The organism is Skermanella stibiiresistens SB22, assembly GCF_000576635.1.
GTDB classification, from domain to species: domain Bacteria; phylum Pseudomonadota; class Alphaproteobacteria; order Azospirillales; family Azospirillaceae; genus Skermanella; species Skermanella stibiiresistens.
Genome location: NZ_AVFL01000013.1, coordinates 63889 through 84311, shown reverse-complemented (window position 1 = coordinate 84311; position 20423 = coordinate 63889). Strand labels below are relative to the sequence as shown.

19 protein-coding genes and 1 other RNA gene are annotated in these 20423 nt (G+C 66.2%); 9 read left to right on the top strand and 11 right to left on the bottom strand.

Features of this window, described 5'->3' with window-relative positions; genetic code table 11:
* Positions 1-58: 58 nt before the first annotated feature.
* Positions 59-304 (top strand): hypothetical protein, encoded by a 246-nt coding sequence (locus tag N825_RS38995; RefSeq protein ID WP_157619360.1) that lies wholly within the window; start codon positions 59-61, stop codon positions 302-304.
* Positions 199-1065: an Rpn family recombination-promoting nuclease/putative transposase gene (locus N825_RS18235; protein ID WP_342666029.1), complete on the top strand. Its 867-nt coding sequence runs from the start codon at positions 199-201 to the stop codon at positions 1063-1065. The genes N825_RS38995 and N825_RS18235 overlap by 106 nt, the downstream gene beginning before the upstream one ends.
* 24 nt (positions 1066-1089) lie before the next feature.
* Here the strand turns inward: N825_RS18235 and N825_RS18230 are convergent, their stop codons facing one another.
* The 10 genes from N825_RS18230 to N825_RS18185 all read right to left on the bottom strand — a co-directional run bounded on the left by N825_RS18230 (position 1090) and on the right by N825_RS18185 (position 12784).
* Positions 1090-2289 carry a pentapeptide repeat-containing protein gene (locus tag N825_RS18230; RefSeq protein WP_037455041.1) on the bottom strand — a complete coding sequence of 400 codons (1200 nt, stop codon included), beginning with the start codon at positions 2287-2289 and terminating at the stop codon, positions 1090-1092.
* A 67-nt stretch (positions 2290-2356) separates the two neighbouring features.
* Positions 2357-2833 carry an RDD family protein gene (locus N825_RS18225; RefSeq protein WP_051512539.1) on the bottom strand — a complete coding sequence of 159 codons (477 nt, stop codon included), beginning with the start codon at positions 2831-2833 and terminating at the stop codon, positions 2357-2359.
* A complete protein-coding gene (locus N825_RS18220) occupies positions 2830-4452 on the bottom strand; it encodes an ABC transporter ATP-binding protein (RefSeq protein ID WP_037455038.1) in 1623 nt (540 codons plus the stop codon). The genes N825_RS18225 and N825_RS18220 overlap by 4 nt, the downstream gene beginning before the upstream one ends.
* A gap of 34 nt (positions 4453-4486) precedes the next feature.
* Positions 4487-5581: an ABC transporter permease gene (locus N825_RS18215; RefSeq protein ID WP_037455272.1), complete on the bottom strand. Its 1095-nt coding sequence runs from the start codon at positions 5579-5581 to the stop codon at positions 4487-4489.
* A gap of 73 nt (positions 5582-5654) precedes the next feature.
* On the bottom strand, positions 5655-6767 hold the full coding sequence (locus N825_RS18210) for a microcin C ABC transporter permease YejB (RefSeq protein WP_037455036.1): 1113 nt from the start codon (positions 6765-6767) through the stop codon (positions 5655-5657).
* Positions 6768-6794: 27 nt separating this feature from the next.
* The gene (locus N825_RS18205; protein WP_037455034.1) at positions 6795-8636 is read right to left on the bottom strand and encodes an extracellular solute-binding protein; all 1842 of its coding nucleotides are present in this window, start codon (positions 8634-8636) and stop codon (positions 6795-6797) included.
* 91 nt (positions 8637-8727) lie between these two features.
* Positions 8728-10572 (bottom strand): extracellular solute-binding protein, encoded by a 1845-nt coding sequence (locus N825_RS18200; protein ID WP_051512538.1) that lies wholly within the window; start codon positions 10570-10572, stop codon positions 8728-8730.
* A complete protein-coding gene (locus N825_RS38990; RefSeq protein ID WP_157619358.1) occupies positions 10569-11216 on the bottom strand; it encodes a hypothetical protein in 648 nt (215 codons plus the stop codon). The genes N825_RS18200 and N825_RS38990 overlap by 4 nt, the downstream gene beginning before the upstream one ends.
* Before the next feature lie 131 nt (positions 11217-11347).
* The gene (hisN, locus tag N825_RS18190) at positions 11348-12163 is read right to left on the bottom strand and encodes a histidinol-phosphatase (RefSeq protein ID WP_051512536.1); all 816 of its coding nucleotides are present in this window, start codon (positions 12161-12163) and stop codon (positions 11348-11350) included.
* 78 nt (positions 12164-12241) lie between these two features.
* On the bottom strand, positions 12242-12784 hold the full coding sequence (locus N825_RS18185) for a c-type cytochrome (protein ID WP_037455031.1): 543 nt from the start codon (positions 12782-12784) through the stop codon (positions 12242-12244).
* A gap of 193 nt (positions 12785-12977) precedes the next feature.
* Here N825_RS18185 and N825_RS18180 point away from each other — a divergent pair, with 193 nt between their 5' ends.
* A complete protein-coding gene (locus tag N825_RS18180; protein WP_051512565.1) occupies positions 12978-13760 on the top strand; it encodes a 3-deoxy-manno-octulosonate cytidylyltransferase in 783 nt (260 codons plus the stop codon).
* 40 nt (positions 13761-13800) lie between these two features.
* Entirely contained in the window at positions 13801-14667 is an 867-nt protein-coding gene (locus N825_RS18175; RefSeq protein ID WP_037455025.1) for a prephenate dehydratase, read from the top strand.
* Between the two features lie 26 nt (positions 14668-14693).
* On the opposite strand, the gene nudC is transcribed toward N825_RS18175, so the two are convergent.
* On the bottom strand, positions 14694-15608 hold the full coding sequence (nudC, locus tag N825_RS18170; RefSeq protein ID WP_037455021.1) for an NAD(+) diphosphatase: 915 nt from the start codon (positions 15606-15608) through the stop codon (positions 14694-14696).
* A gap of 114 nt (positions 15609-15722) precedes the next feature.
* Between nudC and ffs the strand changes: the two genes are divergently transcribed.
* The 5 genes from ffs (at position 15723) to rmuC (ending at position 20393) form a co-directional block, all read left to right on the top strand.
* An RNA gene (gene ffs / locus N825_RS37550) (signal recognition particle sRNA small type) lies at positions 15723-15820 on the top strand.
* A 116-nt stretch (positions 15821-15936) separates the two neighbouring features.
* Positions 15937-17802: a DNA polymerase III subunit gamma/tau gene (locus tag N825_RS18165; RefSeq protein ID WP_084164847.1), complete on the top strand. Its 1866-nt coding sequence runs from the start codon at positions 15937-15939 to the stop codon at positions 17800-17802.
* Positions 17803-17805: 3 nt separating this feature from the next.
* A complete protein-coding gene (locus N825_RS18160; protein WP_037455016.1) occupies positions 17806-18129 on the top strand; it encodes a YbaB/EbfC family nucleoid-associated protein in 324 nt (107 codons plus the stop codon).
* Positions 18130-18301: 172 nt separating this feature from the next.
* Complete coding sequence (recR, locus tag N825_RS18155) at positions 18302-18895, top strand: recombination mediator RecR (RefSeq protein ID WP_037455014.1); 594 nt, start codon at positions 18302-18304, stop codon at positions 18893-18895.
* Between the two features lie 94 nt (positions 18896-18989).
* Positions 18990-20393 (top strand): DNA recombination protein RmuC, encoded by a 1404-nt coding sequence (gene rmuC / locus N825_RS18150; RefSeq protein WP_037455011.1) that lies wholly within the window; start codon positions 18990-18992, stop codon positions 20391-20393.
* The last annotated feature ends 30 nt before the right edge of the window (positions 20394-20423 follow it).

Genomic DNA, 20423 nt, shown 5'->3' with positions numbered 1-20423 from the left:
AGGTGCCGTACCAGTGGTTCAGCTTGGTGGTATTGGAACTTCGTGCGACTACTCTCGCATGTCCACCAAGCCCCGTCTGATCCAGCGTCACGACCAGTTCTTCAAGCGCCTGCTGGAGCAGCCGAGCGCCGCGGGTGCCCTGATCCGTGAACGCCTGCCGGTCGCCGTCGCCGCCTGCCTGGCGCCTGGCGATCCCGACTGGTCAACGGCACCTTCATCGACGAGGCGCTGCGCGAGCACAGGACCGACCGGCTCTACCGCGTCACCCTGGTCGACGGCGGAGCCGCCTTCATCTATGTCCTGATCGAGCACAAGTCGACGCCACCGCATCGCCCCAGCCTCCAGCTCCTGGGCTACCAGACCGGGATCTGGCGCGACTGGGACCAGCGGGAGCGCCGCGACGCCATGGGAAGGCTCCGACCACTGCCGCCGATCCTGCCGCTGATCGTCTACCATAGCGAGGCGGAGTGGCGGATACCGCTGGACTTCGCCGCCAGCTATGGCCTTGCGGACGAGACGCTACGCCCGTACCTGCTGGACTTCCCCTACTCGTTGGTCGATCTCGGCCGGATCGACGACGGCCGCCTGTCGCGCGAGGAGGTGCTTCGGATCGGCCTTCTGATCCTCAAGCACGGCTCCCGCGATGGCGACCCGCGCGAGATCCTGCTCAAGCTGGGCCGCATCGCCGCCGGCCTCGGCTTTGGTGACTTGGTGGCGATGGTCCGCTACATTATGGTCGAGGGCGACGAGACCGACGTGGCCATGGTCCGCGACATGCTGCGCGAGGTCACCCCGAATCAGGAGACGAAGGTCATGGGCGCAGCGTTGGACGCCTACAAGGCGGAATGGAAGGCCGAGGGCATCGAGATAGGGGTGACCAAGGGGCAGGCCAAAGGCAAGGCGGATATCCTGACGCGCCAGCTCCGCCGCCGCTTCGGCTCCATTCCCGAGTCGGCTTCGCGGAAGGTCGTCACCGCCTCCGACGATCAGCTGAACACCTGGGCGGAGAACATCCTCGACGCCGCCACCCTGGAAGACGTCTTCGCCGAACCCAGGACGAACTGACCCAGCCGCCGTCGGACGCCACGGTCAGACGCGGGTGGTCGGCAGCTTGGCGCCGCTGGTGTCGCTGCCGTTCATCAGGGCCATGTTGACCCGGGCTCCGGTCAGGTCGGCGTGGCGCAGGATCACGCCGGCGGCGGCGCGGCAGCGGAGATCACAACCGTTCAGCCGGGCATATTGCAGATTGGTCGGCCAGGGGCGGTCGATATCGCCCAACGGGACGCCGAGCAGGATGCTGTCCCTCAGGCTGGCTCCCGTCAGGTTGACCCGCCGCATGGCGCAGCCTGACAGATTGGCGCCGCTCAGGTCCGCTCCACTCAGATTGCTGTGGCTGAGATCCGCCATCATCAGGTTCGACCCCGCCAGATTGGCGTTCCGTAGATCGCAGCGCTGGATCTTGGCGGCGGATAGATCGACCTCCGCCAGCGGCGCCTCGCTCAAATCGACGAGGTCGAGTTCCAGGCGCTGTCCCGCCCGCCCCTCGCTATCCAGCCAATCCTGATGGTGGGCCAATAATTCGAACAGGCGTTCGCCCAAAGGCTCCAGATTGCCGTCCGGGTTGATGCCAAGTTCCGCCATGAGCGCGATCCCGTCGGCATCGAGCACCGTCCCCGACAGGACGGCGCCGGTCAGTGTCGTGTTCCGCAGCGTGGCGCCGGATAGGTCGGTCGAGACCAGGATCGCGCCGGTCAGGTCCGCCCCCGACAGGTCGGCGTCGACCAGTTCCGCCCCGGTCAGATCGCAGTTGCCCAGATTTGAGCCGACCAGGATCGCCCGGTTAAGGTTGGCGTCGACCAGCTTGGTCTGCCGCGTGATCGCGGCGCCGGGGCTGGGCTGGTTCTTCGTGCTGACGGCACCCAAGGATCCCGTCCGCAGGTCGGCGCCAGCGAGGTTGGCCTCCGCCAGATTGGCGCCATTGAAGCAGGCGCCGCGCAGGTCCGCGCCCAGCAGGTCGGCTTGGCTGAGGTCCGCGCCCTCGAACTCCGCCATCATCAGCACGGTGGCTTTGAGGTCGGCCCTCGACAGGTTGCTGCCGGCGAAGGATGTCCCGATCAGCTTGGCGTTGCGCAGCACCACGCCCGGCAGGGGTAGCCGCGACATGTCGTGGAAGCTGAGGTCGGCCTGCATGCCTCCCCGCGCGCCGAGCACCCATTTGCGATGGGAGTTCAGCCGCCTCTTCAACTCGGCGATATGGGCGGCGCTGTGGCCGGTGGCCGGATGGGACATCGGGGAGAGATGCTCGCACTCAGCCTGCAGGTGGGTGGTTACGCACCCCCATTATCCAACGAGACCGTTAAGTAGGTGATAATTCCGCGGGGTTTCCGACGGCGGCGCCGTGAACCACCCGGGTCGAGCAGACCAGGTCGTGCAGCGCCGTCTTCTCCCGCGTCAGTCCCGCCATCACATAGCCGAGCCCGACGGGAATGGCCGACAGGATCAGCGCGCAATATCGCCCGAACGCCCGCATGGGAGTGAGCCTGCCACCGTCCCGCGTCATGACGTGGATGCCGAGCACCCGCTTGCCCGGCGTGGCCTGGGCCCGCGACGAATGGAACCCGACGTAGTAGGCGATCCCCGCCACCGTGGTCAGGATTTGGCTGAGGGTCCCGACCACTCCCTCGTCCATCCCGGCCGCCACCAACGCGAAGACCACGACGATGGCTATGAAGGCGGTCACCAATCCCAGCACGAATCCATCGACCAGGGCGGCCGCGACCCTGATCCAGAAACCCGCGAACCGGACCTCGCCGGCTCCGACAATCCCGCTCACATCCGCACTTCGGAGGTTTTGACCGCGACGAGGTTCAGCGCCGCGGCGATCAGGGCGCGGGTGTATTCTTGCTGGGGAGCCTCGAAGATCTGACGCGTCGGACCGGATTCGACCACCTTGCCATCCTTCATCACGATCACCTCGTTGGAGAGTGCCCTTACCACTTTCAGATCGTGGCTGATGAAGAGATAGGCCAGGTTGTGCTTCACCTGCAAGTCCCGCAGCAGGTCGACGATCTGCGCCTGGACCGACATGTCCAGCGCGGAGGTCGGCTCGTCCAGCACGACGAAGCGCGGCTTCAGCACCATGGCGCGGGCGATGGCGACGCGCTGGCGCTGACCGCCCGAGAACTCGTGCGGATAGCGGTTTCGGCTGCCGGGATCGAGCCCGACCTCCTCCAGCGACTGGGCGATCATCGCCTCGCGTTCCCGGGCGCTGCCGATACCGTGGATCTTCAGCCCCTCCTCGATGATCTGCCCGACCGACAGGCGGGGGCTGAGGCTGCCATAGGGGTCCTGGAAGACCACCTGCATCTCCCGGCGCAGTGGCCGCATCTGTTTCGACTGCCAGCCCTGGATGTCCTTGCCGTCATAGCGGATGGCGCCTTCGCTGGCGTGCAGGCGCAGCAGCGCCAGCCCCAGCGTCGTCTTGCCCGAACCGGACTCGCCGACGACGCCGACGGTATGCCCCTCCCGCACCGTGACGCTGATGCCATCGACCGCGCGGACATGGTCGACGGTCCGGCGCAGCAGGCCCTTCTTGATCGGAAACCATACCTTGATGTCACGCGCCGTCATCACGTCGGCGGCGTCGGCCGGCGGCGGCGCCGGGTTGCCCTTGGGCTCGGCCGCCAGCAGCCGCTGGGTATAGGGATGGCGGGGACCCGCGAACAAGTCCGCGCTGGTGCCCTTCTCGACGATCTCGCCCTGGTTCATGACGCAGACATTGTCGGCCATCTTGCGGACGATGCCGAGATCGTGGGTGATCAGCAGCAAGGCCATGTTGAAGCGGCGCTGGAGGTCCTTCAACAGTTCCAGGATCTGCGCCTGGATGGTCACGTCCAGGGCCGTGGTCGGCTCGTCGGCGATCAGCAGGTCGGGCTCGTTGGCCAGCGCCATCGCGATCATGACGCGTTGGCGCTGGCCGCCGGACAGCTCATGGGGAAACGCCGCCAGGCGCTTCTCCGCTTCCGGCAGCCCGACCAGCCGCAGCAGTTCCAGCGTTCGGCGGCGGGCGGCGGAGCGGGTCAGCCCCTTGTGCAGGAACAGCGTCTCGTTGATCTGCTTCTCGATCGAGTGGAGCGGGTTCAGCGAGGTCATCGGCTCCTGGAAGATCATGGCGATGCGGTCGCCGCGCACGTTCCGCAGCGTCTTCTCCTCCGCGCCCACCAGTTCGGTGCCCTTGAACTTGATGCTGCCGGTCGGATGAGCCGCCACGGGATACGGCAATAACTGGAGAATCGACAGCGCCGTCACCGATTTGCCGGAGCCGGACTCGCCGACCAGCGCCAGGGTCTCGCCCGCCTTGATGTCGAACGACACCCCCCGGACCGCGTGGACCTCGCCGCCCGACAGCCGGAAATCGACCGCCAGATCGCGGACGGAAAGCAGATCGGTCATGGTGATGTCCCTCGCTGGTTCGTTCCGGCCGCCTTCATTCGGCCGCCGCCTTCTTGTCCACCACGGTAGCCGCTGGCTTACCAGCCAGCCCCTTGCGGGGCAGTGGCCCGACCGACTTGCGCGGATCGAAGGCGTCGCGCACCGCCTCGCCGATGAAGATCAGCAGGCTCAGCATGATCGCGAGCGTGAAGAACGCCGTCAGCCCCAGCCATGGGGCCTGGAGGTTGGCCTTGCCCTGCGCCAGCAACTCGCCCAGCGACGGCGAGCCCGGCGGCAGGCCGAAGCCGAGGAAGTCCAGCGCCGTCAGCGTGGTGATCGAACCGTTCAGGATGAACGGCATGAAGGTCAGGGTCGCAACCATGGCGTTGGGCAGCACGTGCTTGACCATGATCAGCGTGTCGCCGGCACCCAACGCCCGCGCCGCCCGGACGTAATCGAAGTTGCGCGCGCGCAGGAATTCCGCCCGCACCACGCCGACCAAGCTCATCCAGCTGAACAGCAGCAGCAGCCCCAGCAGCCACCAGAAGTTCGGCTCCACCACGCTCGCCAGGATGATCAGCAGGTAGAGCGTCGGCAGTCCCGACCAGATCTCGATGAAACGTTGGAACAGCAAATCGGTCGTGCCGCCGAAATAGCCCTGCACCGCCCCCGCCGCGATGCCGATGATCGACGACAGGATCGTCAGTGTCAGCCCGAACAGGATCGAGATGCGGAAGCCATAGATCAGCCGCGCCACCACGTCGCGCCCCTGGTCGTCGGTCCCGAGCCAGTTCTCGAACGAGGGCGGCGCCGGCGCAGGCACCTTCAGGTCGTAGTTGATCGTCCGGTACGAGTACCGGATCACCGGCCAGATCATCCAGCCTTTCTCGTTGATCAGGTCCTGGACGAAGGGATCGCGGTAATCGGCCTGGGTCTCGAACTCGCCGCCGAACGTGGTTTCCGGATATACCGTGAGCACCGGCGCGTAGAACGCCCCGTCGTAGCGGACCAGCAGAGGCTTGTCGTTGGCGATGAACTCGGCGAACAGGCTGAGGACGAACAGGATCAGGAAGATCCACAGCGACCAGAACCCGCGCCGGTTGGCCCGGAAGTTGTGCAGCCGACGCCGGGTGATCGGCGTCACCCGCATGCCGAGGAAACGGTCCTCGGGCGGATGGGCGACCGGTTGGGAGGGTGTCGGGGCGGTCATCTCGGCCATCGGATCAGGTCCTCCGCGCCTCGAAGTCGATCCGGGGATCGACCGCGACATAGGTGAGATCGCCGATCAGGTTCATCAGCAGCCCCAGCAGCGTGAAGATGTAGAGCGTCGCGAACATCACCGGGTAGTCCCGGTTGATCGCCGCCTCGAATCCCAGCAGTCCCAGCCCGTCCAGCGAGAAGATCACCTCGATCAGCAGCGACCCGGTGAACAGGATGCCGATGAAGGCGCCGGGAAACCCCGCGATGACGATCAGCATGGCGTTGCGGAAGATATGGCCGTACAGCACCCGTCCCTCGCCAAGCCCCTTGGCCCGCGCGGTGATGACGTACTGCTTGTTGACCTCCTCCATGAAGCTGTTCTTGGTCAGCATGGTCAACCCGGCGAAGCCACCGATCACCAGCGCCACCACCGGCAGGGTGATGTGCCAGAAATAATCCAGCACCTGCCCCCACCACGGCAGCGACGACCAGTTCTCGCTGGTCAGCCCGCGCAGGGGGAACCAGTCCAGATACCGCCCGCCGGCGAACAGCACGATCAACAGCACGGCGAACAGGAAGCTGGGGATGGCGTAGCCGACGATGACGACGCCGCTGGTCCAGATGTCGAACTTGGAGCCATCCCGCACCGCCTTGCGGATGCCCAGCGGGATGGAGATCAGATAGGTGATCAGCGTGGTCCAAAGCCCCAGCGAGATCGATACCGGCAGCTTATCGATCACCAGATCGACCACCCGCTGGTCGCGGAAATAGCTGGTGCCGAAATCGAACCGCAGATAGCTGCCCATCATCTGGAGGAAGCGCTCGTGCAGCGGCTTGTCGAAGCCGAACTGTTTCTCAAGCTGCTTGATGAATTCCGGGTCGAGCCCTTGCGCCCCTCGGTAGCGTCCGGTCACCTGGCTGTCGCCGCCCGTCTGCTGGGCCTGCGCCGGCAGGTCGCCACCACCCGATGTGCCGCCGATCCGCGCCGTGGCGTCGACGCCCGTCCCCTGGAGTTGGGCCAGCACCTGCTCGATCGGGCCGCCGGGGGCCGCCTGCACGATCAGGAAGTTGATCACCATGATGCCGAACAGCGTCGGGATGATCAGCAGCAAGCGGCGGACGATGTAGGCCAGCATCCTCGGCTCCTATGATGGTCGGTCGCGTCAGCCGGGTTTCCGGGCGGACGCCTGCTTGCCGGTATCGACCCACCACGTGGTGGGAAAGCCGATGGTGTATTTCGCCTGCGTCTCCGGATGGCCGAACTTGTTCCAGTACACCAGCCACGTCTCGTCATTGTACCATTGCGGGATCTGGTACCAGCCCCACGACAGCACCCGGTCCAGCGCCCGGTTGGTCGTGGCCAGCGTGTCGAGGTCCTTGGCGGCGATCAACTCCTCGATCAGCCCATCGGCCACCGGGTCCTTGATGCCCGCCAGATTGGCCGAGCCTCGCAGCCCGGCGGCGGCCGAGCCGAAATAGCTGCGTTGCTCGGCACCCGGCGGCGGGAAGAAGTTCAGGGCGACCGACAGCAGGTCGTAGTCGAAATCGTCGATCCGGACTTGGTACTGCGAGGTGTCGACGACGCGGATGCTGGCGTCGATGCCAGCCCGCTTTGCGTTCTGGACGAAGGGTTCGGTCACCCGCACCAGCGACGGGCTGACCAGCAGCATCTCCATCCGCATCTGCTCGCCGGCGGAATTGACCAGCCGGTTGTTCCTCAGTTCCCAACCCGCCTCCTTGAACAGGCGCAGGGCTTCCCGCAGGTTAGACCGGATATTGCCGGACCCGTCGGTCAGCGGCGGCTCGTAGGCCTTGGTCATGACCTCCGGCCGCACCTTGTCCTTGTACTTCTCCAGGATGGCCAATTCCGCCTGATCGGGCGGGCCGCTGGCGCCGAATTCCGAATTGGGGAACCAACTCTTGACCTGCCTGTACTCGCCGAACAGCAGGGTGCGCTGGATCGCCTCGAAATCATAGAGAAGGTTGATCGCCTCGCGGACCCGGACATCCTGGAACTGCGGCCGGCGCAGGTTGAAGATGTATCCCTGGGTGCCGCGCGGCGTCTGGTCGGGCACCGCGCGCTTGATCATCGAGCCGTCCTTGACGGCCGGGATGTCATAGCTCTGGTTCCAGCGCTGCGCCCGGTTCTCCTGCCGGAAATCGACCCGGCCGGACATGAAGGCCTCGATCAGCACCGTGTCGTCCAGATAGTAGTCGTAGCGGATCTGGTCGATGTTGTTCAGGCCCTTGTTGACCTGGAGATCGGCCGCCCAGTAGTCCGCCACCCGCTCGTAGGTGATCGATCGCCCGGGATCGACCGCCTTGATCCGATAAGCGCCGCTGCCCAGGATCGGCTCCAGCGTCGTCTTCGTGATGTCGCGACCCTCCGCCGTCCACCAGTGGCGCGGCAGCGGTGAGCTGGAGGCGACCGTCAGCAGCGGCTTCATGCTGTTCCGCGTCTTGAACGAGAACTTCAACCGTTGGGGGTCGAGCACCTCGACGCCGGTGACATCCTCGTAGAAGCTCTGGAGGAACGGCCGCCCATGCTCCTTGATGGTGTCGAAGGCGAACTTGAAGTCGTCCGCGGTGATCGGCTGGCCGTCCTGCCAGCGCGCCTCGGGCCGCAGGTTGAAGATCACCCAGCTCTTGTCCTCGGGGTACTCGGCGCTGGCGGCGATCAGGCCATAAGCGGACGAAAGCTCGTCTCCCGACCCCGTCATCAGGCCGTCGCTGATCAAGCCGATACCGGCCGGCGCCTGGCCGCGAAGGATATAGGTGTTGAGACTGTCGTAGCCGCCATAGGCGCCAAGCACGACCGAACCGCCCTTGGGCGCGTCCGGATTGGCGTAGGGCCAATGCGGCATGTCCTCACGATGGAGAGGTTCGCCGAACTCGGCCATGGCCCAGGTCTTGGTGATCTTCTGATCCGGCGCTTGCGCCAGCGAGGGGGAAATCCCGCCCAGCGTCAGGGCACCCAGGCATATGGCGGCGAACAATCTCTTCATCCGGTCCTCATTTCTCCCGCGTGTCCGCTGGTCGACGTGTTCGCAGGCGAATCGGGTTTAATCAAGGCGAAACGGTTGGTTCACCAGCAATCTAGGGCGCCGCGTCCTTGGACCACCAAGTGGCCGGGAATCCGGTATCGTAACGCGGTTTCCGCTCCGGCCAGCCGAACTTGGTCCAGTACGCGACCCAGGTCTGATCGTTGTACCATTGGGGAATCATGGTGTGGTTCCACAACAGCACCCGGTCCAGCGCCCGCGATGTCGTCTGGAGCGTCTCCAGGTCCTTCGCCGCGATGATCTCCTCGATCAGCGCGTCCACCACAGGATCCTTGATGCCTGCGTAGTTGGCCGACCCCTTCACATCCGCCGCCGCCGAGCCGAAATAGCTGCGCTGCTCGGTGCCGGGCGGCGGGAAGAAGTTGAAGAACACCGTGACGGCGTCGAAATCGAATTCGTCGACCCGCGCCTGGTTCTGGGCGCTGTCGACGATCCTGATGGTGGCGTCGATCCCGGCGCGCTGGAGGGCGGTGACATAGGGCTGCATCACCCTGACCATCGCCTGGCTGTCGTCCAGGAACTCGATCCGCAGTTGCTGGCCGGACTTGGCATTGACCAGTTTGTTGTCGCGGGTCTGGTAGCCGGCCTCGCGGAACAGCGCCATGGCCTTCCGAAAGTTGTCGCGGTTGTTGCCGGATCCGTCGGTGCTCGGCGGCTCATAGGCGCTGGTGAAGACCTCCTGCGGCACGCGGCCCCGGTACTTCTCCAGGATCGCCAACTCGGCCGGGCTGGGCGGACCGCTGGCTCCGAAATCGCTGTTCGGGAAGTTGCTCCTGACCCGCCGGTACTGGCCGTACAGGATGTTCTTCTGAAGCCATTCGAAATCATAGAGATAGGCCAGCGCCAGCCTGACCCGCGCGTCGGCGAATTGCGGCCGGCGCATGTTGAACCGGATGCCCTGGGCGCCGAACGGCCGCTCGTTGGCGATCGCCCGCTTCTCGATCCTGCCATCCTTGACCTGGGGAATGTCGTATCCGGACGTCCAGCGCTGCGCCCTGTTCTCCTGCCGGAAATCATAGGCGCCGCCCTTGAACGCCTCGAACATCACATCGTCGTCGCGGTAGAAGTCGGTCCGGATGACGTCGAAGTTGTTCTGCCCGACATTGACCGGCAGGTCCCGGCCCCAGTAGTCCGCGACCCGCTCATAAGTGATCGACCGGCCGGGATCGACCGCCTTGACGCGGTAGGGACCGCTGGTCAGTGGCGGCTCCAGGGTGGTCTTGGAAATGTCGCGCTTCTCCGCCGTCCACCAATGCTCGGGCTCGGGCGTCAGGATGCTGGCGGCCCGGATCAGAGGCTTCATCTCGTTCCGCGTCTTGAACGAGACCTTGAGCCGGTGCTCGTCCAGCGCCTCGACCGTTTCGACCGCCTCCAGGAAGCTCTTGAGGAAAGGGCGGCCATGCGCCTCGATCGCCTTCCAGCCGAACACGAAGTCGGCCGCCGTCACCGGATGCCCATCGTGGAAGCGAGCCGTGGGGCGCAGGTTGAACACGACCCAGCTTTTATCGGCGGGATACTCCGCCGTCTCGGCCAGCAGGCCATAGACCACGTCCAACTCGTCGCCGGAACCCGTGAATAGGCTGTCGCCGATCAGGCCGATGCCCCGGGGCACCTGCCCACGCAGGATGATCGGATTGAGGCTGTCGAAACCGCCGGGCTCCGCCGTGACCACGGCACCTCCCTTGGGCGCCCTGGGATCGACGTAGTCGAAATGCGTGAAGCTGGAAGCGTATTTCGGCGCGCTGAACTCGGCCAGCGCATGTGTCGTCGTGACACCCCCCTCCGCCCCAAGCGCGGAGTTCTCCGCCCGGGACGCGGAGGGCGAAACGAGCGGGATCAGCAGGGCGATCAGCGTCGAGGCGACGAGGAGCGGCCTCATTCGTCCTCGTCGTCGTCCAGATCGTCGTCGTCGCTCTCCTCGCCGTAGCGCTCGTCCATCATCTCCAGGATCGCCTCGTAATCGGGCGTGTCGTCCACGAACTTCTGGAAGCGCTTCATGTTCCCGACCTTCTCGAGCCAGGACTGCGCCGCCTCGGTGTGCTCGGGGTGGCAGGAGAGCAGGTAGAACGCGGCTTGTTCCGCCCGGTCGATCCGGGTCTCGCCAAGCCGCTCCAGCACGGCACCGACATAGAACGGCAGGACATCGGCGAAGTCCTCCACCACCACGACCTCGGCGTCGTCGCCATCGTCGTTGGCCGGGACACCGGGTCCGCCATGCCACCCGTTGACGGTGCCGCCGGCGGCGGATTGCCCCTCGACGTATTCGTCATCGTCGGCGTCAAGATCGTCATCGTCGTCGAGATCGTCGTCATCGAGTTCGTCGGCTTCGTCATCGAACTCGTCGTCGCCATCCTCATCACCTTCGAACGCCAGTTCCAGCGCGTCGATAATCTCGAGGAATTGGGTACTGCGCTGCTCCCAGGAGGGGGTGGCCTGAAGTTCGGCGATCATCCGATCGAGCATCTCGCGGATGTCGGTGTCGGCGTTCTCATAAGCTGACTGGGCTGGTTTAGGGATCAGCATGGCGAACATTCCCTGGTCTTAAGCGCGAGGGTAAGGGAGCGGCGCAACCGCCTCATGCGGCTGCGCGGACTCGACTCTTATCAGATGGAGATGGCCCATGGGCAGGGGAAAGCGAAATCGCGCCCAGGATATCAACCTATCGGCATGACGCCGAGGCGCCGCAACGCCTCGGTGTACCCGCCGACATCGCCCGCCGCGATCACCCTGCCATCGGAGTCGCGGTTGAGGGGCAATCCCGCCCAGTCCGTCATGATGCCGCCGGCCCCCTGGACCACCGGCACCAGCGCCGCGTAGTCGTAGAGCTTCAAGCCCGCCTCGATCACCAGATCGACGAAGCCCGCCGCCAGCAGGCCATAGGCGTAGCAGTCGCCGCCATACATCGTCAGCTTGACCTCGTCGGCGACCCTGCGGAACGCGGTGAAGTCATGCTGGCCGAACAGGTCCGGCGAGGTCGTATTGAGCGTGGCCCGACCGATCGTCGGGCATGGCCGGACACTGATCGGCTTGCCGTTCAACGTGGTCTGGCGCCCCGCCACACCGATCCAGCGGTCACCGACGATCGGCTGGTCAATCACGCCCAGGACGGGAACGCCCTTGTGGAGCAAGGCGACAAGCGTGCCGAAGACCGGCCGGCCGGTGATGAACGACTTGGTGCCGTCGATCGGATCGATCACCCAGGTCCAGTCGGCATCCGGGTTGGTCGTCCCGTGTTCCTCCCCCACGACTCCGTCATCCGGCCGCTCGGCTGCCAGAATGGAACGGATCGCCGTCTCCGCCTCGCGGTCGGCGATGGTAACGGGAGAGTTGTCGGGCTTGTCGTCGACCGAGAAGGGCGTTCGGTAGTAGCGGCGGATCACGGTGCCCGCCGCGTCGGCCAACCGGCACGCGAGGTCGATCACGTCATCCGATACGGTGACCGTTTGATCGGATTGGCTTGAAGCCGTCATGTCGTCGGGTCACCCAGTCGGATGTTGTGGGGGGTGGGCACGCCGGTCACGGCACCGGCGCATCCGTTGACGCCATCGTTACTGAGGCAGCGGCGCCGGATTGTCGGCCTGGGCGCGGAGCCAGGCGATCAGGTTGGCGCGGTCCTGGTCCTTCTTGACGCCCGCGAAGTTCATCTTGGTGCCGGGAGCGTAGCCCTTCGGGTTCAGCAGGAAGTGGTTGAGAGCCTCATAATCCCAGTTGCCCGGCATTTCCTTGATGGCGCTGCTATACGCGAAGCCTTCCATGTGTCCATGCGGGCCATCGACGACACCCCACAGGTTGGGACCGACCTTGGCGGCGCCTCCCTTCTCGAACGAGTGGCAGGAGGCGCAGGCCTTCGAGACCCGCTCACCCGCGGCCGGATCGGCCGACGCCAGCAGCGGGGCGATCGGCGGCGGCTCGGCCGGCCCCTCGGCGGCGGCGGGCGCCGCGGATGCGATGGCGCTGGTGTCCACCACGTAGGCGTTCTGCTCCAGATGCTCCGGTTCGACCAGCACCTCAGCGATGAAGCCGGTCATCATCGCGATCAGGCCACCCAACAGGATGGCGCCGGACAACTTGTTGAATTCCATGCTCGACATGCCGCGAGTCCCCAATTCCCTCGTAATCACCGCAGGATAGCGGCCGGACCGTCTGCTGTCACGCGCAGCGGCTTGTTGTTTCGTTGTCCGCAACATAGGGTCCCAGGGCGCGGGGGTCAGCCGCTATGACGCTTGACCCTCGGGACGAAATGTCGCACGCACAGCTATAACCCAAATGTCGCAGATGGCCAGCATGGCAAGCAATCACGCATCCAACAATTCGGCACCGAGTAATTCCGCCGTGGTCAATCCGGTGGTGGTGGTGCCCGCGCGCATGGCGTCGACCCGCCTGCCGGGCAAGCCGCTGGCCGACATCCATGGCGAACCGATGATCGTCCATGTCTGGCGCAGGGCGATGGAGGCTGGCATCGGCCCCGTCCTGGTCGCCTGCGCCGAGGCCGAGATCGCCGACGCGGTCACCAAGGCCGGGGGTCAGGCCGTGCTGACCAAGCCGGACCATCCCTCCGGCTCCGACAGGATCTTCGAGGCGCTCCAGACCTTCGATCCGGAAGGAAAGTTCGACGCCGTCGTCAACGTCCAGGGCGACCTGCCGACAATCGCGCCGGAGACGATCCGGGCGGCCCACGCGCTGCTCGACAGTCCCGAGGTCGATATCGGCACCCTGGCGGTCGAGATCGAGGACGCCAGCGAGCGCGGCAATCCCAACGTGGTCAAGGCGGTGGTCGAGCGCGCGCCCGGCGCGCCACGCGGCCGGGCGCTGTACTTCACCCGCGCCACGGCGCCGGCGGGAGAGGGAGCCCTGCTGCACCACATCGGCCTGTACGCCTACCGGCGCGAGGCCCTCGCCCGATTCGTGGCGCTGCCCCCCTCGTATCTGGAACGGCAGGAGAAGCTGGAGCAGCTGCGCGCCTTGGCCGCGGGCATGCGAATCGACGTGGCCGTCGTTGACGCGGTTCCGCTGGGTGTCGATACTCCCGCCGACCTGACCCGCGCGCGGGTTCTCCTCCAGCGCTGATCCAGCCCGCCCCTTCCCCTTCCAAAGTCCAGTCCAGGTCATGTCCAAATCCAACTTGATCGCCTTCCAGGGCTCCCCCGGCGCGTATTCCGACCTGTCCTGCCGGAGCGTCTTTCCCGACCGGAAGACCATGCCGTGCTCGACCTTCGAGGATGTCTTCGCGGCGGTGCATGAGGGCGAGGCCGAGTTTGGCATGATCCCGGTCGAGAACTCGGTGGCGGGCCGGGTGGCGGACAACCATTACCTGCTGCCGCAGGGGGGCTTGCACATCATCGGCGAGCACTACCAGCGGGTGAACCATCACCTGCTGGCGCCGCCGGGTGCCACGCTCGACACCATCAAGGTGGTGCGCAGCCACATCCAGGCGTTGTCCCAGTGCCGCAAGGTGACACGGGCTTTGGGCCTGCGCGAGATCCCCCACGCCGATACGGCGGGCGCCGCCGCCGAGATCGCCGAGCGCGGCGACATCACGGAAGCCGCCATCGCGTCGGAGCTGGCTGGCGAGATCTATGGCCTCCAATCCCTCAAGCGCGGGATCGAGGACGCCCAGCACAACACCACGCGCTTCCTGGTCATGGCGCGCGATCCGGTCCAGCCGCCGCCCAATTCCGGGCTGGTGGTGACGACCTTCGTGTTCCGGGTCCGCAGCGTGCCGGCGGCGCTTTACAAGGCGATGGGCGGCTTCGCCACCAATGGCGTCAACCTGACCAAGATGGAAAGCTACATGGTCGACGGCCGCTTCACCGCCGCCCAGTTCTATGTGGACGTCGAGGGCCACCCCGAGGAGCGGCCCCTCCGTCTGGCGCTGGAGGAGTTGGAGTTCTTCGCCCGCGAGGTGAAGATCCTGGGCGTATACCCCGGCCACCCCTTCCGCCGCGAGCAGAACAAGGACCTGGGCGACGACTGACGCCGCCCTCGCCCGCTGGCCTTCCTCTAGTACTCGTTACGCAGCCAATCCTCGATCAGGCGGCGGGAGATCGAATCGGGGCGCGGCAGCCGGTGCGTCCCGCCCTCCCCCCAGGAGGTCAGGATCTCGTCGCGGCTGAACCAGCCGGCGTCCTCCAACTCGTCCCGGTCGACCTGGATCTCGCGGCTGGACGCCTCGGCGTGGAAGCCCAGCATCAGCGATGACGGGAACGGCCAGGGCTGCGACGAGTGATAGGTCACCTCGCCGACGCGGATGCCGGTCTCCTCCAGGACCTCGCGGGCGACCGCCTCCTCCAGGCTCTCGCCCGGCTCGACGAAGCCGGCGAGGGTCGAGTACATCCCCGGCGGAAAGCGCGGCTGGCGGCCCAGCAGACAGTGGTCGCCGGCATGGACCAGCATGATGACGGCGGGATCGGTACGCGGGAAGTGCGGCGTGGCGCAGTCCGAATTGGTGCAGCGGCGGACGTGGCCGCCCTCGGCGCTGACTGTCGGGTGGCCGCAGACACCGCAGAACCGGTGCCGCGCGTGCCACCACGTCAATCCGCGGGCATAAGCCAGGATGTTGCCCTCGTCGGGCGCCACCAAGGGGCCGAAGCTGCGCAGATCGGCGAAGCTGCCGCGGCCGGTCAGGCCGGGATGGACCAGCGGGTCCTCGATGTCGGACAGGTCGGCGGCGAAATAGGCCGTGCCGTCACGCAATCCGAGCAGCACGTATTCCGCCCCCTCGGGCAGGTCGGCCACGGTCACGATTCCGGCCAGGGGAACGTCTCCCCCCTCGACCACGAAGTTCTGGGCGCGCCAGATCGGCACGATCCTGGTCTCGGCCGCCGCGATCAGCGAGTCGATCCAGGCTTGGTCCTTCCGCTGCGCCGATACCCGATCGAGCACGCCGCCAGCGTAGAAATTGGGTTTGTGAGGCATGGAACCATAATTGGCATGGCGACCGGTTTCTTGGAAGGGCGTTCAGCTTGGTTGCGGCCGCCCATGACGCGTTTTCCCTTGCCCCGCGCGCGGCGACGCGCCATATAAACGCCGGGAGGTTGGCGTCGGACGAGTCCCTCGCCAACCCGGTCAGGTCCGGAAGGAAGCAGCCGCAACGAGTTTCGGCTCGGGTCGTTCGTTCAGCCTCCCACCTCTTTCTCTTCCCGCATCATCCGACACTCCGCGTCGGTTCGTCTTTCCGCTTCGACAAGCAGCCGTCGAGGACTAGACTGGCCGTGACGCCGTTGCCCGACGCCAGAGTTTCGTGTTGACCGATCAGACACTTCCCCCCCTCGCTACCCATGACGCCGCTCCCGGCACCGCCGATGGTGGCGGCAAAGCCTATCGGGTGTTGGCGCGCAAATACCGGCCGCGCGACTTCTCCGAACTGGTCGGTCAGGAAGCGCTGGTCCGCACCCTGACCAACGCCATCAAGTCGGGGAGGCTGGCCCACGCCTTCATGCTGACCGGGGTGCGCGGCGTCGGCAAGACGACGACCGCCAGGATCATCGCCCGCGCGCTCAATTGCGTCGGCCCGGACGGCACGGGCGGCCCGACCATCACCCCTTGCGGCGTCTGCGAGAACTGCAAGAGCATCACCGCCGACCGACATGTCGACGTGATGGAGATGGACGCCGCCAGCCGGACGGGCGTCGACGACATCCGCGAGATCATCGATGGCGTGCGCTATGGCCCCGTGGCCGCGCGCTACAAGGTCTACATCATCGACGAAGTCCACATGCTGACCAAGAACGCCTTCAACGCGCTGTTGAAGACGCTGGAGGAGCCGCCCGAGCATGTGAAGTTCATCTTCGCCACCACCGAGATCCGCAAGGTCCCGGTCACCGTGCTGTCGCGCTGCCAGCGATTCGACCTGCGCCGGATCGACAGCCAGACCCTGGTCAAGCATTTCAACCGCGTCGCCGAGGCCGAGGGCGTCAAGGTCGAGCCGGACGCCATGGCGCTGATCGCGCGCGCCGCCGACGGGTCGGCGCGCGATGGCCTCAGCCTGCTGGACCAAGCCATCGCCCTGGGTGGCGAGACGCTGTCGGCGCTCCAGGTCCGCGACATGCTGGGTCTGGCCGACCGCGCTCGCGTCGTCGACCTGTTCGAGGCGACGATGACCGGCCAGCCGCGCGACGCGCTGGACATCCTGTCCGACCTGCACCGCAGCGGCGCCGATCCCGTGGTCGTGCTCCAGGACCTGCTGGACTTCACCCATTTCCTGACCCGGTTCAAGGTCGTGCCGGAGACGGCGCAGGACCCCGGCACGCCCGAGACCGAACGGACGCGCGGCGGCGAGTTGGCCGGCAAGCTGGGCATGCCGGCCCTGACCCGCGCGTGGCAGATCCTGCTGAAGGGATTGGGCGAGGTCCAGAGCGCCCCGGTGCCGTTCGACGCGGCGGAGATGGTGATCGTGCGTCTGGCCTATTCCGCCGACCTGCCCAACCCGGCCGACCTGATCCGGCAGCTTCAAGGCCAACCTCAGGCGGGCGGCGTCCCATCCTCCGCTCCGCCCGCCGGGGGTGGCGGTGGCGGTGGCGGCACTCGCGCCGGTGGTCCGGCATTGGCGGTGGCCCATTCCGCCCAACCCGGCACGCGGGCCGCCGCCGAACCGGCGGTGACCGCTCACGCCGCTCCCGAACAGGAGCAAGCCACCGCCGAGCCGCTGCCGGAGCCCAAGACCTTCCGCGAGGTCGTGGCACTGTTCGGCGAGATGCGCGAGGGCTCGCTCTACGGCCAACTCTACAGCAGCGTCCATTGCGTGCGGTGCGAGCCGGGCCGGCTGGAGATCCGCCCCAAGGATCGCGCCTTGGCGGAATTGTCCGGCCGCGTCGGCAAGCTGCTGACGGAATGGACCGGCCGGCGTTGGATGGTCACGATCTCCGGAGCGCCGGGCGAGCCGACGCTGAGCGAGCAGGACCGCAACGCCAAGACCAGGGCGCGGGAGGAGGCGGCGCGCCACCCCGTGGTACGCGCCGTGCTGGACATTTTCCCCGGTGCCGAGATATCCGAGGTCCGCGATTTGACGGAACCGGAGCCCGCTCCCGACGCGGCGCTTGCGGAAGACGCCATCGAGACCGATTTCTATGAGGAAACCCCGTCCGAGCTGGACGACATAGGAGAATTCTAAGCCATGAAAAATCTCGGCCAAATGATGAAGCAGGCCCAGGAAATGCAGACCCGCATGCAGCAGATGCAGGATGCGCTGGCCGAGGTCGAAGTCACCGGCCAGTCCGGAGCCGGGATGGTCAACGTCACGCTCAACGGCAAGGGCGAGATGAAGAAGCTCAAGCTCGACAAGTCGGTGGTCGATCCCGATGACGTCGAGGTGATCGAGGACCTGATCGTGGCCGCCTTCAACGACGCCAAGATGAAGGTCGAGCAGCACGTCGCCGAGGAGACCCAGAAGCTCATGGGCGGCATGAAGCTGCCCCCCGGCATGAAGCTGCCGTTCTAAGCCTCGCGAAGTCCGTAGGTCGGGTGGAGCGTAGCGGCGCCCGACACCAACCCGCCTGCTTGTCGGGTGCCGCGACGCTCCACCCGACCTACGGCAAAGCTCCCATTTACCTAGGATTACCATTCTCAAGCGCCATTGGCGCTCACTCCAGCCCAGCTGTCCGGGAGCGACCTTGAGCAGTTCAGAAATCGAGCGCCTCATCCAGTTGCTGGCCAAGCTGCCGGGATTGGGGCCGCGGTCCGCGCGGCGGGCGGCCCTCCACCTGATCAAGCGGCGGGAAAGCCTGCTGAGCCCGCTATCCGACGCCATGCGCGAGGCGGCGGAGGCGATCAAGACGTGCTCGGTGTGCGGCAATCTCGATACCCGCGACCCTTGCGCCATTTGCGCCGATCCCAGGCGTGACGCCGCGCTGATCTGCGTGATCGAGGAGGTCGGCGATCTCTGGGCGCTCGAGCGCACCGGCTCGTTCAAGGGCCTCTACCACGTGCTCGGCGGCACCTTGTCCGCTTTGGAGGGCGTCGGTCCCGACGATCTCAACGTCACCGGCCTGATCAATCGCGCCCGCAAGCCGGAGGTGACCGAGGTGATCCTGGCGATGAACGCCACGGTCGAGGGCCAGACGACGGCCCACTACATCACCGACCGGCTGGCGGACTGCGAGGTCACGGTGTCCCGCTTGGCCCATGGCGTGCCGGTCGGTGGCGAACTGGATTACCTGGACGACGGCACCCTGACGGCGGCGTTGCGGTCGCGCCGCCCCTTCTGACCGCGTCCGCTCCGCGGTTCCGCCGCCGTTCTTCTCCTGTTCTAAATGACCCGTCGATCCGCTAGCATGCCTTCACTGGGTGGAAGGAGGATCGATGCCGTTCGCGCTCGACGTGCTATCGCTGATACTGGGTTTCGTCTTCGGAGCTGGCATTGTGCTGCTGTTGCGGAGCGGCGGCATTGGTCAGGCCGAAGCCGGCCGGCTGGCGGCGGAAGCGGACTTCGCGCTCCGCCAGAATGACGACCTGAGGGCGGATATCGTGGAACGCGACCGGGTGCTGGCGACCCTGCGCGCTGATCTCGGGCGGCTTCAGACCAGCAACGCGCAACTCCAAACCCGGCTGGAGCAGGAACGGATCGCGTCGGCCGAGAAGATAGCCCTGCTGGAGCGCGCCGAGGTCAAACTGTCCGACGCCTTCAAGGTGCTGTCGTCGGAGGCGTTGCGCAGCAACAACCAGAGCTTCCTCGATCTCGCCCGAACGACGCTGGAGCGCTTCCAGGAAAACGCCCGCGGCGATCTGGACCAGCGGCAGTCGGCGATCTCCGATCTGGTGGCGCCGGTACGCCAGTCGTTGGACAAGATGGACAGCCAGATCCAGTCGCTGGAGAAGGAGCGGATCGGCGCCTACGAGGGGCTGAAACAGCAGGTCCTATCGCTGCTGGACAGCCAAAAGGACCTGCGCGGCGAGACGGCCAACCTCGTCCGGGCGCTGCGCTCGCCGGTGGCGCGCGGCCGCTGGGGCGAGATCCAGCTGAAGCGGGTGGTCGAGATGGCCGGCATGCTCGATCACTGCGACTTCTTCGAACAGCACACCGTCACGAACGACCAGGGCGCCAAGCTGCGGCCCGACATGGTCGTCAAGCTGCCAGGCGGCAAGACCATCGTGGTCGACGCCAAGGCGCCGGTGGAGGCCTATCTGGACGCCACGGGTTCGACGGAGGATGCCGGACGGCGCGACGCGCTGGTGCGCCACTCCCGCCATGTCCGCGAGCACATGAAGCAGCTGGGCGGCAAAGCCTATTGGGACCAGTTCGCCGCCTCGCCCGAGTTCGTCGTGCTGTTCCTGCCGGGTGAGAACTTCTTCAGCGCGGCGTTGGAACACGACCCCAGCCTGATCGAGGCCGGCATCGAGAACGGCGTCATCCTGGCGACGCCGACCACCTTGATCGCCTTGCTGCGCGCCGTCTCCTATGGCTGGCGGCAGGAGCATCTGGCGCACAACGCCCGCGAGATCAGCGACCTCGGAGCGGAACTCTACAAGCGCTTGGGCGATCTGGGCGGCCACATGGATCGGTTGGGCAGCCAGCTTGGCAAGGCGGTCGATTGCTACAACGGCGCCGTCGGCACGCTGGAGACCCGCGTTCTGGTCAGCGCGCGACGGTTTCGCGACCTTCACGTGTCGCCGAACAATGCCGAATTGCCGGAACTCCAACCGCTCGACCACGCGCCGCGCCACTTGCAGGCGCAGGAATGGCGGCTCCCCGCCCCGCTGCCCTGAAATCATCCCACGCGGTCGCGTTTCCAGATG

What these genes read in the sequence shown, in the direction of transcription:
- N825_RS18185 (WP_037455031.1), bottom strand. Translation starts at nt 12,784, where the DNA reads ATGTCGAGCATGGAATTCAACAAGTTGTCCGGCGCCATCCTGTTGGGT.
- N825_RS18175 (WP_037455025.1), top strand. Translation starts at nt 13,801, where the DNA reads ATGTCCAAATCCAACTTGATCGCCTTCCAGGGCTCCCCCGGCGCGTAT.
- hisN (WP_051512536.1), bottom strand. Translation starts at nt 12,163, where the DNA reads ATGACGGCTTCAAGCCAATCCGATCAAACGGTCACCGTATCGGATGAC.
- N825_RS18220 (WP_037455038.1), bottom strand. Translation starts at nt 4,452, where the DNA reads ATGACCGATCTGCTTTCCGTCCGCGATCTGGCGGTCGATTTCCGGCTG.
- N825_RS38990 (WP_157619358.1), bottom strand. Translation starts at nt 11,216, where the DNA reads ATGCTGATCCCTAAACCAGCCCAGTCAGCTTATGAGAACGCCGACACC.
- rmuC (WP_037455011.1), top strand. Translation starts at nt 18,990, where the DNA reads ATGCCGTTCGCGCTCGACGTGCTATCGCTGATACTGGGTTTCGTCTTC.
- N825_RS18200 (WP_051512538.1), bottom strand. Translation starts at nt 10,572, where the DNA reads ATGAGGCCGCTCCTCGTCGCCTCGACGCTGATCGCCCTGCTGATCCCG.
- nudC (WP_037455021.1), bottom strand. Translation starts at nt 15,608, where the DNA reads ATGCCTCACAAACCCAATTTCTACGCTGGCGGCGTGCTCGATCGGGTA.
- N825_RS18205 (WP_037455034.1), bottom strand. Translation starts at nt 8,636, where the DNA reads ATGAAGAGATTGTTCGCCGCCATATGCCTGGGTGCCCTGACGCTGGGC.
- N825_RS18160 (WP_037455016.1), top strand. Translation starts at nt 17,806, where the DNA reads ATGAAAAATCTCGGCCAAATGATGAAGCAGGCCCAGGAAATGCAGACC.
- N825_RS18215 (WP_037455272.1), bottom strand. Translation starts at nt 5,581, where the DNA reads ATGCGGGTGACGCCGATCACCCGGCGTCGGCTGCACAACTTCCGGGCC.
- N825_RS18210 (WP_037455036.1), bottom strand. Translation starts at nt 6,767, where the DNA reads ATGCTGGCCTACATCGTCCGCCGCTTGCTGCTGATCATCCCGACGCTG.
- N825_RS18180 (WP_051512565.1), top strand. Translation starts at nt 12,978, where the DNA reads ATGGCAAGCAATCACGCATCCAACAATTCGGCACCGAGTAATTCCGCC.
- N825_RS18230 (WP_037455041.1), bottom strand. Translation starts at nt 2,289, where the DNA reads ATGTCCCATCCGGCCACCGGCCACAGCGCCGCCCATATCGCCGAGTTG.
- N825_RS38995 (WP_157619360.1), top strand. Translation starts at nt 59, where the DNA reads ATGTCCACCAAGCCCCGTCTGATCCAGCGTCACGACCAGTTCTTCAAG.